The 23,039-nt window shown below is 68.8% G+C and carries 23 protein-coding genes; 8 read left to right on the top strand and 15 right to left on the bottom strand.

From position 1 onward, the window contains the following. Positions 1-424: 424 nt before the first annotated feature. The 6 genes from RIB45_RS15830 to RIB45_RS15805 all read right to left on the bottom strand — a co-directional run bounded on the left by RIB45_RS15830 (position 425) and on the right by RIB45_RS15805 (position 6,045). A complete protein-coding gene (locus RIB45_RS15830; RefSeq protein WP_350051447.1) occupies positions 425-1,684 on the bottom strand; it encodes a polyhydroxyalkanoate depolymerase in 1,260 nt (419 codons plus the stop codon). Positions 1,685-1,933: 249 nt separating this feature from the next. Further along, positions 1,934-3,004 carry an FG-GAP repeat domain-containing protein gene (locus tag RIB45_RS15825; protein WP_350051446.1) on the bottom strand — a complete coding sequence of 357 codons (1,071 nt, stop codon included), beginning with the start codon at positions 3,002-3,004 and terminating at the stop codon, positions 1,934-1,936. Positions 3,005-3,192: 188 nt separating this feature from the next. Further along, positions 3,193-3,801: a YceI family protein gene (locus tag RIB45_RS15820; RefSeq protein WP_350051444.1), complete on the bottom strand. Its 609-nt coding sequence runs from the start codon at positions 3,799-3,801 to the stop codon at positions 3,193-3,195. A gap of 63 nt (positions 3,802-3,864) precedes the next feature. After that, positions 3,865-4,449, bottom strand: a complete 585-nt coding sequence (locus RIB45_RS15815) for a YceI family protein (protein ID WP_350051442.1) — start codon at positions 4,447-4,449, stop codon at positions 3,865-3,867. Between the two features lie 7 nt (positions 4,450-4,456). Continuing rightward, on the bottom strand, positions 4,457-5,035 hold the full coding sequence (locus RIB45_RS15810; RefSeq protein WP_350051441.1) for a cytochrome b: 579 nt from the start codon (positions 5,033-5,035) through the stop codon (positions 4,457-4,459). 128 nt (positions 5,036-5,163) lie between these two features. Beyond that, positions 5,164-6,045 (bottom strand): hypothetical protein, encoded by an 882-nt coding sequence (locus RIB45_RS15805; protein WP_350051440.1) that lies wholly within the window; start codon positions 6,043-6,045, stop codon positions 5,164-5,166. Positions 6,046-6,172: 127 nt separating this feature from the next. Here RIB45_RS15805 and RIB45_RS15800 point away from each other — a divergent pair, with 127 nt between their 5' ends. Further along, the gene (locus tag RIB45_RS15800; RefSeq protein WP_350051439.1) at positions 6,173-6,457 is read left to right on the top strand and encodes a hypothetical protein; all 285 of its coding nucleotides are present in this window, start codon (positions 6,173-6,175) and stop codon (positions 6,455-6,457) included. A 7-nt stretch (positions 6,458-6,464) separates the two neighbouring features. On the opposite strand, the gene RIB45_RS15795 is transcribed toward RIB45_RS15800, so the two are convergent. Further along, positions 6,465-6,998 (bottom strand): paraquat-inducible protein A, encoded by a 534-nt coding sequence (locus tag RIB45_RS15795; protein ID WP_350051438.1) that lies wholly within the window; start codon positions 6,996-6,998, stop codon positions 6,465-6,467. A 74-nt stretch (positions 6,999-7,072) separates the two neighbouring features. On the opposite strand from RIB45_RS15795, the gene RIB45_RS15790 reads away from it, so the two are divergent. Further along, positions 7,073-7,402, top strand: a complete 330-nt coding sequence (locus tag RIB45_RS15790) for an Mpo1-like protein (protein ID WP_350051436.1) — start codon at positions 7,073-7,075, stop codon at positions 7,400-7,402. Between the two features lie 95 nt (positions 7,403-7,497). Here RIB45_RS15790 and RIB45_RS15785 read toward each other — a convergent pair whose 3' ends face one another. After that, positions 7,498-7,926, bottom strand: a complete 429-nt coding sequence (locus tag RIB45_RS15785) for an FKBP-type peptidyl-prolyl cis-trans isomerase (RefSeq protein ID WP_350051435.1) — start codon at positions 7,924-7,926, stop codon at positions 7,498-7,500. A 259-nt stretch (positions 7,927-8,185) separates the two neighbouring features. Between RIB45_RS15785 and serA the strand changes: the two genes are divergently transcribed. Both serA and RIB45_RS15775 read left to right on the top strand, forming a co-directional pair. Then, a complete protein-coding gene (gene serA, locus RIB45_RS15780; protein WP_350051434.1) occupies positions 8,186-9,436 on the top strand; it encodes a phosphoglycerate dehydrogenase in 1,251 nt (416 codons plus the stop codon). Positions 9,437-9,461: 25 nt separating this feature from the next. After that, positions 9,462-10,439, top strand: coding sequence for an aldo/keto reductase (locus RIB45_RS15775; protein ID WP_350051433.1), 978 nt, complete (start codon positions 9,462-9,464; stop codon positions 10,437-10,439). Positions 10,440-10,449: 10 nt separating this feature from the next. Here the strand turns inward: RIB45_RS15775 and RIB45_RS15770 are convergent, their stop codons facing one another. The 5 genes from RIB45_RS15770 to RIB45_RS15750 all read right to left on the bottom strand — a co-directional run bounded on the left by RIB45_RS15770 (position 10,450) and on the right by RIB45_RS15750 (position 13,051). Then, positions 10,450-11,043 carry a PAS domain-containing protein gene (locus tag RIB45_RS15770; protein WP_350051432.1) on the bottom strand — a complete coding sequence of 198 codons (594 nt, stop codon included), beginning with the start codon at positions 11,041-11,043 and terminating at the stop codon, positions 10,450-10,452. Positions 11,044-11,127: 84 nt separating this feature from the next. Beyond that, entirely contained in the window at positions 11,128-11,565 is a 438-nt protein-coding gene (locus RIB45_RS15765) for a DUF6691 family protein (RefSeq protein WP_350051431.1), read from the bottom strand. 3 nt (positions 11,566-11,568) lie between these two features. Then, positions 11,569-12,033, bottom strand: coding sequence for a YeeE/YedE family protein (locus RIB45_RS15760; RefSeq protein WP_350051430.1), 465 nt, complete (start codon positions 12,031-12,033; stop codon positions 11,569-11,571). 10 nt (positions 12,034-12,043) lie between these two features. Next, entirely contained in the window at positions 12,044-12,241 is a 198-nt protein-coding gene (locus RIB45_RS15755) for a YgaP family membrane protein (RefSeq protein ID WP_350051429.1), read from the bottom strand. 129 nt (positions 12,242-12,370) lie between these two features. Next, positions 12,371-13,051, bottom strand: a complete 681-nt coding sequence (locus RIB45_RS15750; protein WP_350051427.1) for a Crp/Fnr family transcriptional regulator — start codon at positions 13,049-13,051, stop codon at positions 12,371-12,373. A gap of 101 nt (positions 13,052-13,152) precedes the next feature. On the opposite strand from RIB45_RS15750, the gene RIB45_RS15745 reads away from it, so the two are divergent. Continuing rightward, positions 13,153-13,512 carry a winged helix-turn-helix domain-containing protein gene (locus RIB45_RS15745; RefSeq protein WP_350051425.1) on the top strand — a complete coding sequence of 120 codons (360 nt, stop codon included), beginning with the start codon at positions 13,153-13,155 and terminating at the stop codon, positions 13,510-13,512. Positions 13,513-13,519: 7 nt separating this feature from the next. Here the strand turns inward: RIB45_RS15745 and gltB are convergent, their stop codons facing one another. Next, positions 13,520-18,070: a glutamate synthase large subunit gene (gene gltB, locus RIB45_RS15740; RefSeq protein ID WP_502882578.1), complete on the bottom strand. Its 4,551-nt coding sequence runs from the start codon at positions 18,068-18,070 to the stop codon at positions 13,520-13,522. 11 nt (positions 18,071-18,081) lie between these two features. Then, a complete protein-coding gene (locus RIB45_RS15735; RefSeq protein WP_350051423.1) occupies positions 18,082-19,563 on the bottom strand; it encodes an NAD(P)-dependent oxidoreductase in 1,482 nt (493 codons plus the stop codon). Between the two features lie 374 nt (positions 19,564-19,937). Between RIB45_RS15735 and RIB45_RS15730 the strand changes: the two genes are divergently transcribed. The 3 genes from RIB45_RS15730 (at position 19,938) to RIB45_RS15720 (ending at position 22,613) form a co-directional block, all read left to right on the top strand. After that, on the top strand, positions 19,938-20,750 hold the full coding sequence (locus RIB45_RS15730; RefSeq protein WP_350051448.1) for an undecaprenyl-diphosphate phosphatase: 813 nt from the start codon (positions 19,938-19,940) through the stop codon (positions 20,748-20,750). A gap of 78 nt (positions 20,751-20,828) precedes the next feature. Continuing rightward, entirely contained in the window at positions 20,829-21,794 is a 966-nt protein-coding gene (cysK, locus tag RIB45_RS15725; protein WP_350051421.1) for a cysteine synthase A, read from the top strand. A 6-nt stretch (positions 21,795-21,800) separates the two neighbouring features. Then, the gene (locus RIB45_RS15720; RefSeq protein ID WP_350051419.1) at positions 21,801-22,613 is read left to right on the top strand and encodes a HesA/MoeB/ThiF family protein; all 813 of its coding nucleotides are present in this window, start codon (positions 21,801-21,803) and stop codon (positions 22,611-22,613) included. The last annotated feature ends 426 nt before the right edge of the window (positions 22,614-23,039 follow it).

Raw genomic sequence — 23,039 nt, 5'->3', positions numbered from 1 at the left:
GCTCGACAACCGCCGCCGGCGCGTCTGGCGCTTGGCCGCGCAAGGCCGCCGGCCGGAGGACGAGACGCTCGACGACCGCCTCGCCGTCTTCCTAGAAGACCGCGCCCGGCGCCGCCGGATCGCCGAGGACGACCTCGCCGCGCTTTCGGAAAGCCGCACCGGCCGCCTCCACCTGATCCGCCTCGCCCGCACCACGGACCCGGAGACCGCGCGGCCCATCCTGGCGCGCGACCTCGACCGCCTGCGGGGCCTGCGCGCCGAAGGCCGCAAAGGCCCGCCCGACGACGGATCTCGGCCAATGCCCGGCGACGACCCGCCTCCGCCCAAACCTGTCGTTTGCTCGGAGGAACGATGCACCGTTCGAATGCTCGAAGAAGAGGCGCGCGATTGGAAACGAAGCGGGCGGGGGCGGGAATGTCGCCTGCTACTGCGCCAGCGTCTCGCGCACGAACTCGGCGATCTGGGGCTTGATCTCCTCGCGCCATTTGCGGCCGTTGAAGATGCCGTAATGGCCGACGCCGGGCTGCACCAGATGGCGGCGCCGCTCTTTCGGGATCGAAGCGCACAGGCGGTGCGCCGCCTCGGTCTGGCCGGGGGCGGATATGTCGTCGAGTTCGCCCTCGATCGTCATAAGCGCCGTCTTGACGATCGCGGCCGGATTGACGCGCCGGCCGTGATGCAGGAACTCCCCCTTCGGCAGCAGGCGGCGTTTGAAGATCTGATCGACCGTCTCGAGGTAGAAGTCGGCGGCCGTGTCCATCACCGCCATGTATTCGTCGTAGAAGGTCGCGGTCTTGTCGGCGCTTTCGCCGTCGCCGCGCACCAGATGGCGGAACATGCGCCAGTGCGCGTCGGTGTGGCGGCCCGGGTTCATCGCCATGAAGGCGCGAAGCTGCAGGAATCCCGGATAGACCCGCCGGTTGGCGCCGGGATAGCGTGCGGGCACGCGGTGGATGCCGTGATGCTCGAACCAGTCGATCGAGCGGTTCTCGGCCGCTTGCGTGACGATCGTCGGATTGGCGGCCGGGTCGATCGGCCCGCCCATCAGGATCATGCCGTTGGGCGCATGGGGGGCGTCCTGCTCTGCCAGGATGGCGGCGGCGGCCATCACCAGCGGCGCCGGCTGACAGACGGCCATGGCGTGATAGGGCGTCTCGCCGGCGCCGCCGTCGCGGTCCGCCATGAAGCGCATGAAGTCGATCACCGTGTCGATATAGCGCGCGACGCCGAAGCGCCCTTCCGCCTTCGGCACCAGGCGGGCGTCGATCCAATCGGTGACGTAGACCTCATGATCGGGCAGCAGCGCCTCGACCGTGCCGCGCAACAGCGTCGCATGGTGGCCCGACATCGGCGCCACCAGCAGGATCGCGGGATCGGTGCGGCGCTTCATCGCCGCGCCCAGGCGCTTGAAATGCAGCAGGTTGCAGAACGGCGTCTCGACCGCCGTCTCGATCGCGATCGGCACGGCCTCGCCGTCGATATGGGTGCGGGCGAGGCCCCACTCGGGCTTCTCGCGCTCGGTCAGCAGGCCCTCCATCACAGTCGAGGCGGAGGCCATCATGCGCCCGAACGGCGTGTAGCTGAGCGGCTGGAAGGGATTCAGGAAGGCGAGGCGGGTCGCCTCCGCCATCAGCCGCATCGGGACGAGCGCCTGCGTGCGCGCGTCATGCATGTTGTAGAGCATGTGTTTTCTATCCCACCCTCGCTGGCGATCCGGGGTCGTTTTCTGCGACGACGCCAGCGGACCGGGATTGATCGAGGCGGCCTCAATCGACCGGGGGCGACGGTGCGCCGCCCAATGATCCGGCAAAAATCCGTTTGTCGGACAAACGAAACCCTATCAGCATTGCGCGGCGCCGAAAAACCTTTTTGCGGGCGCGGCAAGCATTTGATTTTTCTATAGAATTTTCCGCCGCGCCGCGGCGCCGTGCGATCAGTCGGTCTGGCGCAGGACGCGAATCGCCCCGTTTTCGAGGCCCCAGACGATCTCCGTCGCGCCGTCCTTTTCCAGGTCGACGGGCACGATGGAAGAGCCGATCGGCGCGGCTGCGTTGAAGACGCGCAGGCGCTCCGTCAGGCCGCCGTCGGCGGCGAGGCTGAGTGCGCTCAAGGCCCGCCGGTCGCGCCGCGGCAGCAGCAACTCCGGCCGCCCGTCGCCGTCGAGATCGACGAGCGCGGAGAGGCCCAGCGCGACCGACCCGTTGGCGTGGTTCGAGAAGCCCGGATGGCGGGCGACCTCTTCGATCGTCCGGCTCTCCCCGTCCCAGCGGTAGACGACGAGGTCGCCCTTAATGTGCGGACGGTCGACGACGGCGATCTCCGGCCGCCCGTCGCCGTCAAAATCGGCGACGCCGGCCGGGTTCATCCAGCGGTTCGCCCGTCCGATCGGGGGCCCCGCGGCGATTTCGGCCAGCCCGTCGCCGTCGGCGTTGGGCGCGTAGAGCGCGATCGCCGCGCCGCGGTCGAGATAAGCTTTGATCGCCAGGACCTCGTGCGCCCCGTCGCCGTCGGCATCGACGATGCGCGGCTCCAGATCCTCGAAGACGGCGTCGCCCCCCAGCCGGTGGGCCAGGATGCGCCGGTCGGCGAAGGCGGTCTGCAGGATCTCCGCTTCGACGGCGTCGCCCAACGCGCCGTGCGCGTAGCGCCGCGTCGGGCCTTCGTACCAGGCGGCGCTGGGCGCGCGCGCGGCGGCCGGATCGTCTTCCGCCGGCGGCGGGCCGGGCGCGACGCCGACGCGGCCGTCGGGAATGATCTCGGGCGGGGCCAAGCGGCCCATGAAGGGGGCCTCGCCGGCGTCGACCAGGCGACCGTCCGCCAGCGCCAACGCCCGCCAACCGCCTTCTTCCGTCAGCGCCACCAGGCCGCTTTCAGTGTGCGGGCTGGCGCGCAGATCGATCAGCCCGGGAATCGCGCCTAAGTTCGACGGGCTCCAGGACGGGCTCTGCGCGAGGGCGAGGCCCGGCGCAAGGGCGATGGCCAAGGGGGCGAGGAGACGTCTCATATCCCGGACGCTAGCGCAGACGACCGTCCCGCGCCAATGACCTGTGCGTGACGAAACGAAACGCCCCCGCTTTCGCGGGGGCGCTCGCCGCAGGCAAACCTCTGCGGGCTTTTTGAGGGCGCGGCGTCGACCCGGCCGCAGCGCGGCGGAGAGCCTCGGGCTCCCGGCGGGTGAGCGCCGACGCCGCCTTATTGCGAGATCGGCCGCTCGAACTCCAGTTCGATGAAGATCGGGATTTCGGCGCCGATCGGGCCGGCGCCGTACTCCATGCCGTACTCGGTGCGATCGATCGTGATCTCGCCCGACAGGCCGACGACTTCCTTCGAGGTCTGCATCGGATGCTGGGCGAGCTTGTTGATGGTGATCGGAATGGTGATCTCCTTCGTCACCCCCAGCATGGTGAAGTCGCCGGTCACGTCGGCGGTCATCTCGCCGGTCGGCGTCACCTCGGTGCTGGTGAAGGTGATCGTCGGGTATTCTTCGACGTTCAAGAAATCGGGGCTGCGCAGATGCTCGTCGCGCTTCTTCAGATTGGTGTCGATGGCGGCGGCCTGGATAACGATCGCGACCGAGCTGTTCGCCGGGGTCTCCTGGTCGAGGGTCAGCGTGGCGTCCATTGCGTTGAAGCGGCCCCAGGTCTTGGAATAGCCCAGATGATCGACCCAGAAGACGATGTCGGCGTGCGTCTTGTCGAGGCTGTATTCCTGAGCCGCGGCGGGCGCAGGCGCGGCCGCGACGACGGTGAGGGCGGCGGCGCCGAAGGCCGCGGCGGTCAGAGAGCGAAGCAGGGTGCGCATGGGTGAAACCTCCTTTTCGTCTGTTGAACCAGGGAAGAACGGCGGGGGTGAAGGACGGCGGCGCTACTGGCGCACCGCCGTTACGTCGATGGCGATCTCGACCGCGTCGGCGACCGTGCCGGTGTCCCGCCAGTCGCCCTGACCGACGCCGTAATCCAGTCGGGCGATGCTGACGGATCCTTGCGCCCGGGCGATCGCCCCCGCGCCCGATCCCTCGATCTGAAGCGTAAAGGGGAGATCGAGCGGGTTCGTGACGCCGCGCAAGGTCAATTCGCCCGGCGCGATATAGGCGTTCTCGCCCTCGGCCTTTTCGAAGCGATCGGCCTTGAAGACGGCCTGCGGGTGTTCCTCGACATGGAACAGGTCGGGTCCCTTCAGCGTCTGATCGCGGCTGGAGTCGTCGGTGGTCGCGCTAGCCATCGCGATCGTCACCTCGAGCGAGCCGGCGGCCGGGTCGTCCGGATCGAAGAAGATGGTCGCCTGGAATTGCTGGAAGCGGCCCTTCACCGGGCTGCCGGACTGACTGGCGGTGAAGGCGAGCGCGCTGTCCTCGGCCTGCATCGCCCACTCCGGCGCGGATTGGGCGAAGGCGGGGGCGGCGACACCGAACAAGGCGACGGCGAAAGCCAGGGATCGAAGCGGTTTCAAAGCGGTCTCAGCCTCCGGGCAGCATGCGTTTCAGGATGTCGTTGCGCAGCACGAAATGGTGGCGCAGCGCGGCCAGAACATGGACGCCGACCACGCCGGCCATGGCCCATTGTCCCCAATAATGGACGGCCTTCGCGGCGCTCTCGATCGCCTTGGACGGGTCGATCGGACTCGGCAGGTTGACGGCCCAGAAGACCGTGGTCGGATACTGCGAGGCGAAGGCGATCATCAGCCCCGACAACGGCTGCAGGAAGATCAGCAGGTAAAGCAGATAATGGCTGGCCGCTGCGGCCGTCTTCTCCCAGCGCGGATGATCGTCCGGAATTTTCGGCGCCGGATGACGCCAGCGCCACCCGAGGCGAAACGCCGCCAGCGCCAGCGCGGCGAGCCCCAGCGACTTGTGCAAATTGTAGAGCTCGATCGTACTCGGGACCGGGGGCAGGTCCTCCATATAAAGGGCGAGCCCGAAATTGCCGATGATCAGCGCCGCCATTCCCCAATGCAGCGCCTGCGCGACGGGATCGTAGCGCGCGGGACGGCCGGGGTCGGGCTCCCGGCTGACAGCGGTGGGATCGGCGCTCGCCATGACGGCCTCGCTCTGTGAACGCGGTTTCTTGTCGTCCTTTAGAATGGGGCGCCCGCGAAGCGCTTCAAGTTACGGCTTTGCAACAGACTGTTGACCGCCGCGCGCCTGATCCGACGCCCGAGCGCTCCTCACCCGTAATAGGGCGTCCCGCCCGTCGCCTGCGCCCACAGCACGGCCGCGCCCGCCGACAGCAGCGCGATCGCCGCGACCGCCGGAATGTGCCGAGCCGCTCCGGCGGCGCCGCCGCCGGGCAGCCGACGCGCCAGATCGTCCGCGAAAAGCGCCGGGACGAGGAGCGCGAGCGCCAACGCCTCGCTCGGCGTAAACAGGACGAGAATGGCCGCCGCCGAGGACAATCCGGCCGCGGCCGCTGCGCGAAACGGCGCCCCCGCCACCGCCGCGCCCAACCCGCCGGATGCGCCGCCGGCCGCCAGCACGCCGAGCGGGGCGACCAGCGCGCCGACCGCCAAGCCGCCGGAAAGCTGGCCCATCCGGAAGGTCGCGCCGAACACGGCGACGCCGCCCAAGCCCGCGGCCAGCGCCGCGACGATCCCCGGCAGCACCCGCGCCTCCGCCCGGGAGAGGCCGTAGGCGATCGCCCCGGCGATCGCGAAGGCCAAAACCGCCTTGCCGAACCGGGCGAGCGTCAGGTCGGTGAGAAAGGGCCAGGCGATCCAGACCACCGGGATCAACGCGGCCATCGGGACGATCGCGCGCGGCTCCAACCGTCCGCGCTTCAGCAGGCCGGCCGCGATCAGCGCGAAGGCGGGCGTCGCCAGCGCCAGCTTGTCGACCGCCGCCGGGTTCGGGAACCGCGGCGCCCCGCCGATCGCCCAGGCGATGGCGAGTTGCGCGGCGCCCAGGCCGAGGCCCGCCGCCAGCGCCGCCTGCGCCCGCCCGCCGGCCGCGCGCACGACGGCCGCGACGATCAGCGCCGCCAGCGCCGGGATCACGAGCGTCTGACCCCACGGGCCGAGCCCGGCCCCGAACGGCTGCGCCAACGCGTCCATCAATCCTCTCCCTTCGATCCGCCCCTGCGGGAGATAACCCGACGGCGCGGCCCCGCCAACCCGTCGCGCTTTTGTCACGAAAGAGCGATAAGCATGACGTGTCGCCGCAGCTTCAGGGAGACCCGCGATGGCGCGCTACACCGCCCGCATGATGGACGCCGCGACGGGCGGCGAAGGCCGGTACGATTTCGAGGGTCCCGACGATCTGTTGCGCCAGACGCCGGTGCGGGTCGTGCGGGCCTTCATGGAGCATGTCGACCGCGACATGTTTCCGCTGACCCATGTCGATTACGAGCTGAACGCGGCCTACAAGGATCAGGATCGCGGCGTGGTGACCGCGATGGGCAGCCTGATCCACGACGGCGACCCGCCCTCGCCGTTCCTGTTGATGATCGCCGCGGCGTCGGCGTGAGACGCGGTTAGCTTTCCGCCCGCGCCGCCAGGCGCCTGACCCGGAACGCGAGAAGGGAGGAGAGCGCCGCGAAGCCCGCAAAGGCCCAAAGGCCCGGCTCGACCGACGCGTCCGCCTGCCAGCCGCTTTTCGCGACCACCACGACGACGGCGACGATGAAGACGTCCAGCATCGACCATTTGCCCAGCCGTTCGATCCAGCTCAGCCGACGGTTCGCCGCCCGGCTGCGCGCCCGGCGCAAGGCCTCATAGGCCGCCCCCGTCGCCGCCAGCTTGGCGAGCGGCAGGACCAGCGTAAACAGGATCATCACCAGCGCGATCGGCGTCTCCCCCTCCGCGATCAATTGCGCGATCGCCTGGGCGATCACGATCTGATCCGTCCAGACGAAAAGCTTGGTGACGGTGAGCAGCGGGGTGGTGACGCCCGCGACCCACAGGGCCAAAGCGCCGACCAGCAGCGGCGGGACGCCCAAGCGATCCGCCCGACCGATCGGACGGCGGACGGCGGCGGGATCCGGCTCGACTTTGAAGGAGGCGCGCATGCGGGCTTTCCTAGCGCGGACCGGAGCGCGCGCCAAGCTTGGCGCGGACGCCGCCGCATCCTACATGAGTGGGTATGAGCGACCGCATGACAAGCTACGCCGAGTTCTGGCCGCATTACCTGCGCGAACACAGCCGGCCCGCCACCCGGGCGCTGCATTACGCCGGCACGGCCGCCGCGCTCGCCTGTCTGGTCGCGGCGGCGATCCTGGGGGACTGGCGGTTTCTGCCGGGCGCCCTGGTCGCGGGCTACGCCCCGGCCTGGATTGCGCACATGGGCGTGGAGCGCAACCGCCCCGCCACCTTCACCCATCCGATCTGGTCGCTCGTCAGCGACTTCCGGATGTTCTTCCTGTGGCTCGTCGGCCGGCTTGGGCCGGAGTTGAAGCGCGCCGGCGTCGCGTAAAGCGCGCCGCCGTCAAAGTAAGGGCGCAATGAAAAAGCCGGACCGAGCCTCCCCGGTCCGGCTTTTCGCCGTCTCGTCGACGTCTCGCCGCCGGATTAGACGATCTCGACCAGTTCCACGTCGAAGGTCAGGTCCTTGCCCGCCAACGGGTGGTTGGCGTCGACCGTGACCTTTTCGTCGCCGACCTCGGTGATGGTCAGCAGCAGAGGCTGGCCGTTCGGGCTCTGCGCCTGCAGCTGCAGACCCACCTGCGGCTCGACCTCCTGCGGCAGGACCGTGCGGTCGATCTCCTGGATCATGTCGTCGCGACGCTCGCCGTAGGCGTCTTCCGCCGGCAGCGTCACCTTGTTTGTGCCGCCGGGCTCAAGCCCGACCACGGCGCCTTCGACGCCGGGCAGGATCTCGCCGCCGCCGATCTTAAATTCGATCGGCTCGCGCTCACGCGAGCTGTCGAACTGCGTGCCGTCATCGAGGGTCCCGGTGTAGTGGATCTTTACCGTATCGCCCTCTTTCGCTGCGCTCATGCGCTGACCTCCTTCTTCGGTCGTTTGTCGTGTGCTTCGTCTCAATCGCACCGTCTGTAGAGTATCAGCCCCGAGGCCCGCGGAAAACCCGGGTCGGGGAAAAAAGTCTTAGACGTTCTCGATAGGCCGGAAGAACGCGAACATCCGCGCCGGCGGTCGGGGCGGGCGGCGACCCGCCCTCTGGACTTTCCGCCGCGTCCGTGGAACAAGCGGCCCCGTCCCGCGGACCCCTCATCCATCAGACGACGCATCGGAGATCATGACCAAAATCGCGAATCCGTCGGTTCCCAAGCATGAGCTGAAGTTCCTGCTGCTGGAAGGGATCGCGCAGACGGCGCTCGATCAGCTGACGCTCAACGGCTACCGCAACGTCGAGCGTCGCAAAACCGCCTTGGACGAGGAGGCGCTGATCGAGGCGCTGCAGGACGTGCGGTTCCTCGGCGTGCGCTCGCGCACCAAGATCACCGCTCGTGTGCTCGACGCCTGCCCGCGCCTGGCGGCGATCGGCTGTTTTTCGGTCGGCGTCAACCAGGTCGATCTCGCGGCGGCCGAGCGGCTCGGCGTGCCCGTCTTCAACGCCCCCTTCTCCAACACCCGCTCGGTTGCGGAGCTGACCATCGCCGAGACCGTGATGCTGATGCGCCGCACCTTCCCGCGCGCGCAGGCCGCCCATGAAGGGCGCTGGGACAAAACGGCCCAGGGCGCTTTCGAGGTGCGCGGCAAGACGCTTGGGATCGTCGGCTACGGCAACATCGGCACGCAGCTCGCCGTGCTGGCCGAAGCGATGGGCATGCGCGTCGTCTATTACGACCACACCGACCGCCTGCGCCACGGCAACACCGAGCCGACGGAGAGCCTGGAGCGGCTGCTCGACCGCGCGGACGTCGTCACCCTGCACGTGCCCGAGACGCCCGAGACGCAAAACATGATCGGCGCGCGCGAAATCGCGCGGATGAAGAAGGGCGCTTACCTCATCAACAACGCCCGCGGCACGGTGGTCGACATCGACGCGCTGGCCGACGCGCTCAGGAGCGGCCACCTGGCCGGCGCGGCGATCGACGTCTTCCCGGTGGAGCCGGGCTCGAATGCGGAGACCTTCGAGAGCCCGCTGCGCGGCCTCGACAACGTCATCCTGACGCCGCATGTCGGCGGCTCGACCGAGGAGGCGCAGGAGCGCATCGGCGAGGAGGTGGCGCGCAAGCTGATCGAATATTCCGACGTCGGCTCCACCGTCGGGGCGGTCAATTTCCCGCAGGTGCAATTGCCGAAGCGACCCCAAGGCACCCGCTTCATTCAGGTGCAGCGCAACCTGCCGGGCGAGCTGGGGCGCCTCAACGAGGTCTTCGCGCGCAACGCCCTCAACATCGCCGGCCAGTACTATCAGACTGAAGGCGAGATCGGCTACGTCGTCCTCGACAGCGACGGCGCGATCGCGCCCGAGGCGGCCGACGACATCGTCCGCCAGGTCCGCGCGCTCGACGGCACGATCCGGGCGCGGGTGTTGCTGTAAGGGATGAGACGAGGGAGGAGTTAAGATGGATATGCGTCTGCTCGGCCGCACCGGGGTAAAGGTCTCGCAGCTCTGTTTCGGGACGATGTCCTTCGGCGGCGACGCCGACGAGGCGGAGGCCGGGCGGATGTACGCCGCCTGCCGGGAGGCCGGGATCAATTTCTTCGATTGCGCGGACGTCTACAACGGCGGCGCGGCGGAGGAGATTCTGGGCCGGCTGATCGCCCATGAGCGCGACGAGATCGTGCTGACCAGCAAGCTCGCCATGCCGGTGGGGAAGGACGCGGATGTGAACGCCCGCGGCCTCAACCCGCGTCACATCCCCCGCGCGGTGGAGGCGAGCCTGACGCGCCTCGGCGCCGACCGGCTGGACGTGCTGTTCGTCCATCGCTGGGACCCGCTGACGCCGTTGGAGGAGAGCCTGCGGGCGCTCGAGCGCATCGTCGCCGACGGCAAGGCGATCTATCTGGGCGTCAGCAACTACGCCGCCTGGCAGATCGCCAAGGCGCTGGGGCTGCAGGACAAGCACGACTGGGCGCGCTTCCACGTGATCCAGCCGATGTACAATCTGGTGAAGCGGCAGGCCGAGGTGGAGATTTTTCCCCTCGCCCAATCCGAAGGGCTCGGCGTCATCTCCTACGGGCCGAACGGCGGCGGGCTCCTGACCGGCAAATACCGGCGCGACGACAAGCCGGAGGGAAGCCGGCTGACGACGAACAAGGAATACGCCAAGCGCTATGACGAGACCTGGTACTATGAGACCGCCGCGGCCTTCACCGCGCTGGCCGACGCGCGCGGCGTCCACCCGGTCAGTCTGGCGACGGCCTGGGCCGGCTTCCACCCGGCCGTCACCTGCCCGATCATCGGCGCGCGGCATGTCGAGCAGCTGAAGCCGGCTCTCGCCTCGGTCGACGTTCAGATGGACCAGGCGCTGTGGGACGAGATCGCGGCGCTGTCGCGCACCCCGCCGCCGGCGACCGACCGGCTGGAGGAGCAGCGCTGAGCGTCGCCCTTCAGCTTGCGCGGTGGAAGAGGAGCCGCCCCGGCGCCTCCCGCGAGGAGGGCAGGGTGAGGTGTTTCAGCGCCGGATCGTCCGGCCGTTCGATCGTCACCGACCAGGCGCCCGCCAGTTGATCGACGCGCGCGCCGTCGGTCGTCATCGGCAGGACCAATCGCCGATAGACCGCGAGCGGGGAGCTTTCGCCGTCGAGGGCGGAGACGCCGAAGCCGGCCGCCGGCGCGTCGCCCGCGGTCTGGAACAGCGCCGTCAGATGATCGACCAGCGGGCCGCGCCGCACCTCGGCCACCGTCAAGCCTTCGACCCGCGTGCGGATATGCGCCTGGACGCGGGTCCCGATCAGGCGATAGCGGAAGATCCCGTCGTCCCCGCGGCCCATGATGAACAGATCGGGCAGGACGGCCGTCAGCGCCTCGGGCGCCAGGGCGGCCCGCGCCATCACGCCCCCGGCCCCTGCGCGCTCGCGCCAATAGGCGTAGAGCGTCGTCAGGCTGCGATCGACCAACGCCGCCTCGAAGCCGGCGGCGTCGCAGAAAACGGGTCGCTCTGAGGCGGAGGACGCGGCAGGCGCGGCGGGCGCGGCGGTCATGGGGGGCTCCTTCGAGTCGGACCGACGCGGCGGCCCGACCCGAAGAGAAGCACGAAATCCCTTAATAAGGGATAAACGCAGCCCTTAGCGCCGACCGACGGTGGCGCCGTAGAGCAGCATCCCCGCCGCCATCGCGGCCGCGAAGATCGCCGTCGGCGCCGACCCCGTGCTGAGCGCGGCGAGGGCCGGCCCGGGGCAGAAGCCGATCAGCCCCCAGCCGATCCCGAACAGGAGCGCGCCCAGAACCAGCCGGGCGTCGACGTCGCGGCGGGTCGGCCACTGGAAGGCGTCCGCCAGCCGCGGCGCGCCGCGCCGGCGCAGCCAAGCGAACCCCGGCGCCGTCGCCAGAAGCGCGCCGGCCATCACGAAGCCCAGGGTCGGGTCCCAGACGCCCTCGCCGGCGAGACGCCCGATATCCAGAAACCCGATCACCCGGGCCGGATCCATCATGCCGGACACGGCGAGGCCGACCCCGAAGAGCAGGCCCGCCCCGCCCCCGGCGGCAAGGCGTGCAAGTCCCATGACTCAGCCTCCCAATCCGAACAGGCCGAGCTGACGCGTCGCAAAGACGGTCGCCAGCGCGGCGAGGAAGAAAACGGCGGTCGCGACCATCGAGCGACCGCTGAACCGCGCGAGGCCGCACACCCCGTGACCGCTGGTGCAGCCGGCGCCCAGCCGGGTCCCGAAACCGACCAACAACCCGCCGATCGCGAGCAGGGGCCAGGCCGTGACGTCGAGGCGCACCGGAACGGGCGCGCCTCCGCGCAGCGCCGCGAACAGCAGCGGACCCAAGACGACCCCTGCGATGAAGGCGAACCGCCAGCCGGCGGCCTCACGCTCGCCCCGGCCGAGCAGCCGGTCGAGCAAACCGCCCGCCAGTCCGCTGATCCCGGCGATCCGCCCCAACGATCCCATCAGCAGCACGGCCGCGAGCCCGATCATCAGGCCCCCGGCTGCGCCCATCACCCAATCCTGAACCGGCGTCAGCATCGCGTCCTCGTCACGCCTTCACGTTCTTGCCGGTGGTGCAGACGCCGAGGAGCTTGTACGCCGGGCAGAAGCCGACGCCGGCGGTCAGCAGCGGCACGACGCCGATATAGCCCCACGGATCCGCCGGCCCGGCGACCGCCGCGACGATCAGGCCCAATCCGACGACGACGCGCAGGCCCCGATCCAGGGCGCCCATGTTCTTGGTCATGCGATCTCTCCTCGCTGTCCGGCGCACGCGCGATTGCGTGCGACGCTGTGAATAGCGCGGCGGGGCGGGCGGCGTCTGTGACTTTGTCACCGCGCGAGACGGCGGCCTCGGGATCGGGGGAGGGGCCGATCAATTCTCGGCCTCGGCCAGGGCGCGCAGACCCTCCCGGTCGGCGAGGCGCAAGCGCCCGCGGGCCAGATCGACCAGACCGCGGCGTTGAAACTCCTTCAGATGGCGGCTGACCACCTCGCGCGCGGTGCCGAGTTCGACCGCCAGCGCCTGGTGCGTCGCCGCCACCTCGCCCTCCACGTCGGCGCGGGCGAGGATCTTCTGGGCGAGCCGCTTGTCGATGCGCTCGAACGCGACCTCCTCCACCACATGCATGAGATCGGCGATGCGGTTCGAGTAGTCCGAGAAGACGAGCTGGCGAAAGCCGGGCGAGGTGGCGATCAAGTCGTCGAAGGCCGTCTTCGGGATGGCGACCGCCTTCACCTCGGTCTCGGTCACGCCCTCGGCCGCATAGGCCTCGTGCGAGAGCAGACAGGCGGTGGTCATGATGCAGGTCTCGCCGCCGGCGACCCGGTAAAGCACGATCTCCCGCCCGCCCGGCGCCGTCTGCTGCACCCGGACCACACCCTCGAGCAACAGCATGAAATGCTCCGGCGGGCGGCCGGGCGCGAAGACGACCTTATCGGCGGGCAGCGTGATCGACTGCGCGACCGCTGCGAGCCGCTGACGCTCGGCCGCCGGCAGCCCGTCCAAGGCCGGGAATTGCTGCATCCAGGACGCGTCGGCGGCGGTTGCGGCCATCGAGGTCTCCTCCAAGCGGGCGTCCCGGCATTTCAGGCCGCGCGGGGGGCGCGGTCAAGCGCGGCTGACGCGCACCCGATCGGTGGCGTAGAGTGTCGGGCATGTCCAGCCCGCCGTCGCCAAGACCAGCCGCCCGCCTGCGCCTCGTGCTGAGCCGCGAGGTCGCGCTCGGCCCCGGCAAGGCGGACATTCTCGAAGGAATCCGCGAAACCGGATCCATCGCCGCGGCCGGCCGGCGCCTGCATATGAGCTACAAGCGCGCCTGGGGCCTGGTGGAGCAATTGAACGCCGCCTTCGCCGAGCCGCTGGTCGAAACCCGCCGCGGCGGGCGCGCCAAAGGCGGCGCGGCGCTCACGCCGGCGGGCGCGCGCGTGCTCGACGCCTACCGCCGGATGGAGGCCGCGACCGACCGGGCGATCGGCGAAGAGCTGGAGCGCCTCGCCCGCGAGGTGAAGCCCTAGCCCGCGCTCACTCCGCCGGCTGCTTCGCGGCGTCGTCCAGCGTCAGCGGCGCCTCCAGCATGGCCGCGATCTCGTGCGGGACCACATGCCAGAACTGGCCGCGCACGCGGTCCCACTCCGCCAGCAGGCCTTCGGCCCATTTGGAGTAGGTGGCCGCGACATGCGCCTCGATCATCGCCTTGCACTCGTCGGCGTAGACGTCGGTCTCCAGCCGGTAGAGCCGCACGGCTTCGGGGTTGAGGCGCTTTTCCAGCGTCCCGTCGGGATCGTAGACGAAGGCGCGGCCGCCGGTCATGCCGGCGGCGAAATTGTCGCCGACCTCCCCCAGGATGCAGATCCGGCCGCCGGTCATGTATTCGCACCCGTTGGCCCCGCACCCTTCGACCACCGCGTGCGCCCCGGAGTTGCGCACCGCGAAGCGGTCGCCGGCCTGGCCGGCGGCGTAGAGCGTGCCGGCGGTGGCGCCGTAAAGGCAGGTGTTGCCGATGATCGCGTTTTTGTTCGAGGCGAGCGGGCTGGCCGCGATCGGCCGGATCACGACGGCGCCGCCCGAAAGCCCCTTGCCGACATAATCGTTGGCGTCGCCGAGCACCTCGAGCTTCAGCCCCTGCACCGCGAAGGCGCCCAGCGACTGGCCGGCGGAGCCGCGCATGCGGATCGTCAGATGGCCGGGCGCAAGGCCGTCCATGCCGAACTTGCGCACGATGGCCGAGCTGGTGCGCGTGCCGATCGCCCGGTAGGTGTTCCGGATATTGTACTGCAGCTGCATCTTGGCGCTGTGGTCCGAGAACAGCCGCGCCGCGTCCTTCAGGATCAGGGCGTCCAACGTGTCCGGCACCTCGTTGCGGCCCTCGATCGTACAGTGGCTCGCGCCGCCGTGCGCGCCGGGCTGGGCGAGCAGCGGGTTGAGGTCGAGGTCGTCCAGATGCGAGGCCCCGCGGCTGATCTGGGTCAGCAGATCGGTCCGGCCGACGATCTCCTGAATCGAGGTCTTGCCCAGCTTGGCCAGGATTTCGCGCACCTCTTCGGCGATGAAGCTGAAGAGGTTCATCACTTTCTCGGGCGAGCCGGTGAACTTGTCGATCAAGGATTGATCCTGGGTGCACACGCCCACCGGGCAGGTGTTGGAATGGCACTGGCGCACCATGATGCAGCCCATCGCCACCAGGCTCGCCGTGCCGACGCCGAACTCCTCCGCGCCGAGCATGGCGGCGACCGCCACGTCGCGGCCGGTCTTGATCCCGCCGTCGACGCGCAGCCGCACCCGGTGGCGCAGACCGTTGAGGGTGAGCACCTGGTGCGCCTCGCTCAGGCCCATCTCCCACGGCAGGCCGGCGTACTTGATCGAGGTCTGGGGCGAGGCGCCCGTGCCGCCCGAATGGCCGGAGATCAGGATCACGTCGGCGTGCGCCTTGGCGACGCCGGCGGCGATCGTGCCGATGCCGGCGCGGGCCACCAGCTTCACGCAGACCTTCGCCTCCGGGTTGATCTGCTTCAGATCGTAGATCAGCTGGGCCAGATCCTCGATCGAGTAGATGTCGTGATGCGGCGGCGGGCTGATCAGCGTCACGCCCTCGGTCGAATGGCGCAGGCGCGCGATCATCTTCGAGACCTTGAAGCCGGGCAGCTGGCCGCCCTCCCCGGGCTTGGCGCCCTGGGCCATCTTGATCTCGATCTCCTCGCAATTGTTGAGATACTCCGCCGTCACGCCGAAGCGCCCGGAGGCCACCTGCTTGATCGCCGACGAGGCGTTGTCGCCGTTCTCACGCGGGCTGTAGCGCGCCGGATCCTCGCCGCCTTCGCCGCTGTCCGACTTAGCGCCGATGCGGTTCATCGCGATCGACAGCGTCTCGTGCGCGATCGGCGACAGCGCGCCCAGCGAAATGCCGGGCGCGACCAGACGCTTGCGGATCTCGGTGATGCTCTCGACGTCGTCGACGGAAGTCGGTTCGTCGGCGTAAGTGAAATCCAACAGATCGCGCAGATTTATCGGCGCCAGCGCGTAGACCTGTTCGGCGTAGCGCTTATAGATCGAAAAGCTGTCCGAGCCCACCGCCTGCTGCAGCGTGTGGATCAGCTTGCCTTCCCAGGCGTGCGCCTCGCCGTTGCGGCGATAGCGGTAGAAGCCGCCGACGGGCAGCGCCAGCACGTCCTCGTCGAAGGCGACGCGCCAGCGATCCGTCACGTTCTGCTGCAGGCCGGTCAGCCCGACGCCGGAGATCCGACTGGGCAGGCCGGGAAAGAATTCCGCCACCAAGGAGCGGGAAAGGCCGACGGCTTCGAAATTGTAGCCGCCGCGATAGGAGCTGACGATCGAGATGCCCATCTTGGACATGATCTTCAGCAGCCCGTCCTCGATCGCCTTCTTGTAGCGCTGCAACGCGGTCTCGAGGTCGAGATCGCCGAACAGACCGCGCGCGTGGCGGTCGTGAATCGCGTCCTGCGCCAGATAAGGATTGATCGAGGTGACGCCGACGCCGATCAGCACCGCGAAGGAGTGGGTGTCGAGCGCCTCGGCGGTGTGGACGTTGACGCTGGTGAAGGTGCGCAGCTCGTTCTTGACCAGATGGGTGTGAATCGCGCCGGCGGCCAGGATCATCGGGATCGGCGCCCGCTCGGGCGAAACCGCCTCGTCGGTCAGGAACAGATGCTGGGCCCCGCCGCGCACCGCGTCTTCGGCCTGGCGCTGGATGGCGTAGACCTGATTGCGCATCGCGGTTTCGCCGCCGGTCGGATCGAAGGTGCAGTCGATCTGCACGGCCGCGCCGCCCAGATGCTGACGCACCGCCTCGTAGTCGCCGTTCAGCAGGATCGGCGAGGGCAGCTGCAGGATGGCGAGCTGGCGCGCGTCCTCCTCCAGGATGTTGCCGAGATTGCCGAGACGCGTCGTGAGCGACATCACGTAGCGCTCGCGCAGGGGATCGATCGGCGGGTTGGTCACCTGGCTGAAGTTCTGGCGGAAATAGTGATGCATTCCGCGATATTTGTCCGAGAGGATGGCGAGCGGCGTGTCGTCGCCCATCGAGCCGGTCGCCTCCTTGGCGTCCTCCACCATCGGGTGAAGGATCAGCTCGACGTCCTCCATCGACCAGCCGACCGTCAGCATCCGCCGGCGCAGGCCGTCGCGGCTGAGGTCGCCGGGCTGGCCGGCGCCGGCGCCGTCGAGCTGGCCGAGCTCGGTCACGTTCTTCACCCACTCGCCGAACGGATTGAGCTGGGCGACGTGGTCCTTCAGCGCGGCGTCGTGATAGAGCTGGCCGTTCTTGAGGTCGACCGCGATCATCTGACCGGGGCCGAGGCGGCCCTTCTCGACCGTGGTCGTCTCCTCGGTCTTCACCATGCCGACCTCGGAGCCGACGATCAGCAGCCCGTCGCCGGTCACCACGTAGCGCATCGGACGCAGCCCGTTGCGGTCGAGCCCGGCCAGCACCCAGCGCCCGCCATAGGCGGCGATCGCGGCCGGGCCGTCCCACGGCTCCATCACGCCGTTGGCGTATTGATAGAAGGCGCGATGGGCCTCCGGCATGGTGGTCGAATGCTCCCACGCCTCGGGAATCAGCAGGCTTTTCACCTCGGGCAGCTGGCGGCGCGTGCGCACCAGCACCTCGAAGGCGGCGTCAAGGGCGGAGCTGTCGGAGCTCGACGGCTGGATGACCGGCTTGATGTCCTCGACATGCTCGCCGAAGACGGGGTCGTCCAACTGCGTCTCGTGGCTCTTCATCCAGTTGACGTTGCCGGTCAGCGTGTTGATTTCGCCGTTGTGCGCCAGAACCCGGAAAGGCTGCGCCAGCTGCCAGCTGGGGAAGGTGTTGGTCGAATAGCGCTGATGGTAGATCGCGAAATTCGACGTGAACCGTTCGTCCAACAGGTCGGGATAGAAGGCGGTCAGCTGCTCGGCCAGGAAGAGCCCCTTGTAGATGACGGAGCGGCAGGACAGCGAGCAGATGTACGCCTCGCCCACGCCCTCGGCGAGGAACGCCTTTTCGATCCGCCGCCGGATGATGAAGAGATCGACCTCGAACTGGCTGTCGTCGACGTCGCGCGCGTTCTCGACCATGATCTGCTCGATCTCGGGTCGGGTCGCGTTGGCCTTCTCGCCGATCACGGAGATGTCGACCGGCACCTGACGCCAGCCGTAAATCCGGTGGCCGAGGCGCAGGGTCTCGCTCTCGACGATCTGGCGCACGCGCTCCTGCTTGCCGAGGTCGGTGCGCGGCAGGAACACCATGCCGACAGCCAGGCGGCCGCGGCCGAGCTCATGGCCGGTGCGGCGGACATGCTCCTTGAAGAAATCCTGCGGGATCTGGACGTGGATGCCCGCGCCGTCGCCGGTCTTGCCGTCGGCGTCGACCGCGCCGCGATGCCACAGCGCCTTCAGCGCGTCGATCGCGCGCAGCACCACGTCGCGCCGCGGCGTGCCGTCGATCGAAGCCACCATGCCCACGCCGCAAGCGGCCGTCTCGCTTTCCGGCCGGTACATCCCGGCGTCCGCCAGATGGGCGGCGTCCTGCTTGTAGGCCTCGACCCAGCTCGAATAGTCCACGGTCTTGTCGGTCATCTCACTCATCCTCATTCCGCCGCCGCGGGGGCGTCGGCCTTCTGGGTCGGTGTCATCTCAGGGGGCGCGGTCTTCTCGAGCCCGGTGAGGTACTTGTGGATCGCGTCCGCGCAGTCGCGCCCGTCGCGGATCGCCCAGACCACCAGGCTCGCGCCGCGCACGATGTCGCCGGCGGCGAAGACGCCGTCCATCGCGGTCATCTTGGTCGTATGGTCGATGCGAACGGTGCCCCAGCGGGTCACCGGCAGTTCCGGCTCGCCCCACAGCGTCGGCAGTTCCTCCGGATCGAAGCCGAGCGCCATGATGACCATGTCGGCCTCCAGCAGCTCGCTCTCGCCCTCGACCGGCTTGGGCGCGCGGCGGCCGGTCGCATCGGCCGGGCCGAGGCGCATCTTCTGCACCTGGACGCCGGTGACGACGTCGTCGCCGTGGAAGGCTTCGGGCTGGGAGAGCCAGCGAAAGACGACGCCCTCCTCCTCGGCGTTCTGCACCTCGCGCTGGGAGCCGGGCATGTTCGCCCGGTCGCGGCGATAAAGGCAGGTGACGCTTTCCGCGCCCTGGCGCACGGCCGTGCGCACGCAGTCCATCGCGGTGTCGCCGCCGCCGACAACGACGATCTTCTTGCCGTCGGCGTCAAGCGTGCCGTCCTCGAACGCCGGCACCTCGTCGCCCAACCCCTTCCGGTTGGAGGCGGTGAGGAATTGCATCGCCGGGAAGATGTTCTTGAGGCCGACGCCCGGCGCCTGCATCGCGCGGGCCTTATAGACGCCGGTCGCGATCAGCACGGCGTCGTGCTTCGCGCGCAGATCAGCGAAGGTCAGGTCGCGGCCGATCTCGACCCCCAGCTCGAAGGAGACCTTGCTGTCCTCCAGCCATTTGGTGCGCCGGGTGACGATCTCCTTGTCGAGCTTGAAGTTCGGGATGCCGTAGATCATCAGACCGCCGACGCGATCGTAGCGATCGTAGACGGTGACCTGATAGCCGCGCCGCCGCAGCCGTTCCGCCGCCGCCAGTCCGCCGGGGCCGGCTCCGACGATCCCGACGCTCTCCTCGCGCTCGCGCGCCGGGACGACGGGCTCGACCCAGCCCTCTTCCCAGGCGGTGTCGGTGATGTAGGTCTCGACCGCGCCGATCGTGACCGTGCCGTGGCCCGACTGCTCAATCACGCAGTTGCCCTCGCACAGACGGTCCTGCGGGCAGATGCGCCCGCATACTTCCGGGAAGGTGTTGGTCGCGCTGGACACCTCGTAAGCCTCGCGCAGGCGCCCCTCGGCGGTCAGCATCAGCCAGTCGGGGATATTGTTGTGAAGCGGGCAGTGCACCTGACAGAAGGGCACGCCGCATTGGCTGCAGCGCGAGGCCTGCTCTTCCGCCTTCTGTTCGGCCCAGCCGGCGTAGATTTCGTCGAAGTCGCGCCGACGGATCGACACGTCGCGCTTCTCCGGCATGTGCCGGGCGGTGGAGACGAATCGCAACATCTGTTTGGACGCCATCGCTCAATCCGGACCCGCCGGCCCGACCTCTCGCTGCTCGCTGTCATCAGGCTCGCGCCGCACCGCCTGGCCCGGCGCGAAGCGGGCGCCGCATCGCCGGCGGTTTATCCCCCCAGCGACGTCGACGCCCGACATTCACCCGGTGGTTATATAGCCCGCCCAGCCCGGAAGCCAGTGAAAATCGCAATATAGGTCAATTTTGTTTACTTATTTTGCACCTGCGAACGACCGAACCGGCCAACCCTATCGGGCCGCGAAAAGACTTCTGACAAAAATGGTCTTGTTTCGGGACCATATTCCGGCAGGCGCAGGGGATGCGATGCGGCGCGGCGAGTGATATAAGGCCTTACCGCGTTATGCTGTGGGGGTCCCTGGTGGCGTTACACCATATCTTGATCCTGGCGATCGTTCAGGGCCTGACGGAGTTTCTCCCGATCAGTTCCTCCGGCCATCTGGTGGTGACGGGCAAGCTGCTCGGCTGGCCGGATCAGGGGTTGGCGATCGACGTCGCCGTTCATGTCGGCAGCCTGTTCGCGGTGATGCTGTATTTCTGGCGCGACGTGGGCCGCATGGCCGTCGGCGTCGGGCGCATCGCCACCGGGCGCGGCGGCCCGCCCGCGCAGCTCGTCCTCAACATCGCCGTCGCCACCGCACCGATCCTCGCCGTCGGCTTCTTCGCCAAGGATTACATCTCCCAGGCGCTGCGCGACGTGGAGCTGATCGCTTGGGCGACCATCGGCTTCGGCCTGCTGCTGTGGATCGCCGACCGGGTGGGCATGACGATTCGCCGGATGGAGCACATCGGCTGGGCGTCGGCGCTGGCGATCGGGTGCGTGCAGGTGTTCGCCCTGATTCCGGGGGCGAGCCGCGCCGGCGTCACCATGACCGCCGGCCGGGCGATGGGGATGGAGCGCTCGGAGGCCGCGCGCTTCTCCATGCTGCTGTCGATCCCGACGATCCTGGGCGCGGGCGCGCTGGCCGGCTGGGACGTCTATCAGACGGGCGACCTGCGGCTCGGTCTCGACATGGCGATCGCAGCCGGATTGAGCTTCATCAGCGCCTTCCTCGCCATCATGTTGATGATGGCGTGGCTGAAGCGTTCGGGATTCGGGCCGTTCGTCCTCTACAGGCTCGCCTTGGGCGGATTCCTGCTCTGGTGGGTCTATGGCGGCGCGACGCCCCTCTGAGGGCCCGTCTTGTCGCGCCGCCCGCAACGGGTACAGTCGGGCGAGACGGTCGTGAGGCGAGAGGAAGGACGACACCCGATGAGCGGACGCAAGACCGCCGCCCCGCGCGGGCGGATCTACGACGACATCCTCGAGACGATCGGCGGCACGCCGCTGGTGCGGCTCGACCGACTGGCGAAGGACGCCGGCGTCGAGGCGGAGATCCTCGCCAAGCTCGAATTCTTCAATCCGCTGGCCAGCGTCAAGGATCGCATCGGCCTCGCCATGATCGACGAGCTGGAGGCGAAAGGGCTCGCCGATCCCGCCAAGACGACCCTTGTCGAGCCGACGTCGGGCAACACCGGCATCGCGCTCGCCTTCGTCGCGGCGGCCAAGGGCTATCGCCTGATCCTGACCATGCCGGAGAGCATGTCCGTCGAACGGCGCAAGATGCTGAAGCTAATGGGCGCGGAACTTGAGTTGACCCCGGCGGAAAAGGGCATGAAAGGCGCCATCGCGCGCGCCGAAGAACTGCTTGAGGAGATCGACGGCGCGGTCATGCCGCAGCAGTTCGTCAATCCCGCCAACCCGGAAATCCACCGCACCACCACGGCGGAGGAGATCTGGGCCGACACCGACGGCCGGGTCGACGCGATGGTCGCGGGCGTGGGCACCGGCGGCACGGTGACCGGCGTGGGCGAGGTGATCAAGGCGCGCAATCCCGACTTCAAGGTGATCGCGGTCGAGCCGGAGGACAGCCCCGTGCTCTCCGGCGGCTCGCCCGGGCCGCACAAGATCCAGGGGATCGGCGCCGGCTTCAAGCCCGAGACCCTGAACGTCGAAGTGATCGACGAGGTCTTGCGCATCGCCAACGAGACCGCCTTCTCGACCGCGCGCAAGGCCGCGGCGCTGGAGGGCCTCGCCTGCGGCATCAGCTCCGGCGCGGCGCTGGCCGCGGCGCTGGAGGTGGCCGAGCGGCCCGAGATGAAGGGCAAACGCATCGTCGTCATCCTGGCGAGCTTCGCCGAGCGCTATCTCTCCACCCCGTTGTTCGAAGGAGTCTGAGGGCCGATGGCGACCCGGGAGCTCGACGACGATCAGTTGGAGCGCTACGCCCGCCACGTCATCCTCGAGGAAGTCGGCGAGGAGGGGCAGCTCAAGCTCTTGGACGCCAAGGTGCTGGTGGTCGGCGCGGGCGGCTTGGGGTCGCCGGCGCTGATGTATCTGGCGGCGGCCGGCGTGGGCGCGCTGGGGATCGTCGATCACGACACCGTCGACATTACCAATCTGCAGCGCCAGATCATCCACACCACCGACGACGTCGGAGAGGCGAAGGTCGCCAGCGCCGCCGAGCGGATCGAGGAGCTGAACCCCGAGATCGAGGTGGTGCAGCACCGCGCCCGCTTCACGGCCGAGAATGCGATGGATCTGCTGGCGCAGTACGATCTGGTGGTCGACGGCTCCGACAATTTCGCCGCGCGCTACCTGACGAACGACGCCTGTTACCTTTCCAAGAAGCCGTTGGTCAGCGCCGCTCTGGTGCGCTTCGAAGGCCAGCTCTCGACCTACAAGGCCTACCAGCCGCTCGGCGACGGCAAGCCGAACGGTCCCTGCTATCGCTGCCTGTTTCCGACGCCGCCGGATCCGAACCTGGTGCCGCGCTGCGACACGGTCGGCATCTTCGGGGCCGTCGCCGGCGTAATGGGCACGCTGCAGGCGGTGGAGGTTTTGAAGGAAATCCTCGATCTGGGGACCGGTATGGCGGGCCGGCTGCTGCTTTACGACGCGCTCGATCAGACCTTCCGGACGATCAAGACGAACCGCGACCCCGAGTGTCCGCTGTGCGGCGACGCGCCCTCGATCACCGAGCCGAGAGCGGATTGAGCCGGCGCGGCCGTCAAACACCCAGGAGTCCCCGCGAAAGCGGGAACCTCGGCCGCCCCGCTCCGGGCCGCTCTGCGCTCTGTGCGTAAAATTTTCAGGGCGATGACGCCACAGGCCCTCGCGTTCGCGGGGCGAGACATTCCGTGTCTTGGGACATACAGACGGGCGCCCCTATTTGAAGACGTATGCTGCCGGTCTCTCGGTCGCGCCGCACTTGGATGAGCATGCCTCCGGCGGGACATGGTCCTCTCCAGACCCGTAGCGCCACGCCGAGGGACCGCTCAGGGGGCGGTCCGCCGAGGAAGGAGAGATGCGGGGGCGGAGCCAGGGCCGGGAGAGCCAGAGCCGGGAGAGCCAGGGGCGAACGGCTGCCGGGCCGTCGGCTCAATCATTCCGCAGCAGCCCGTAACGGCGGAGTATTCGGTT

Source organism: Marivibrio sp. (assembly GCF_040218065.1).
Lineage (GTDB): Bacteria > Pseudomonadota > Alphaproteobacteria > UBA8366 > Aestuariispiraceae > Marivibrio.
This window is presented reverse-complemented; position numbering and strand designations above follow the sequence as displayed.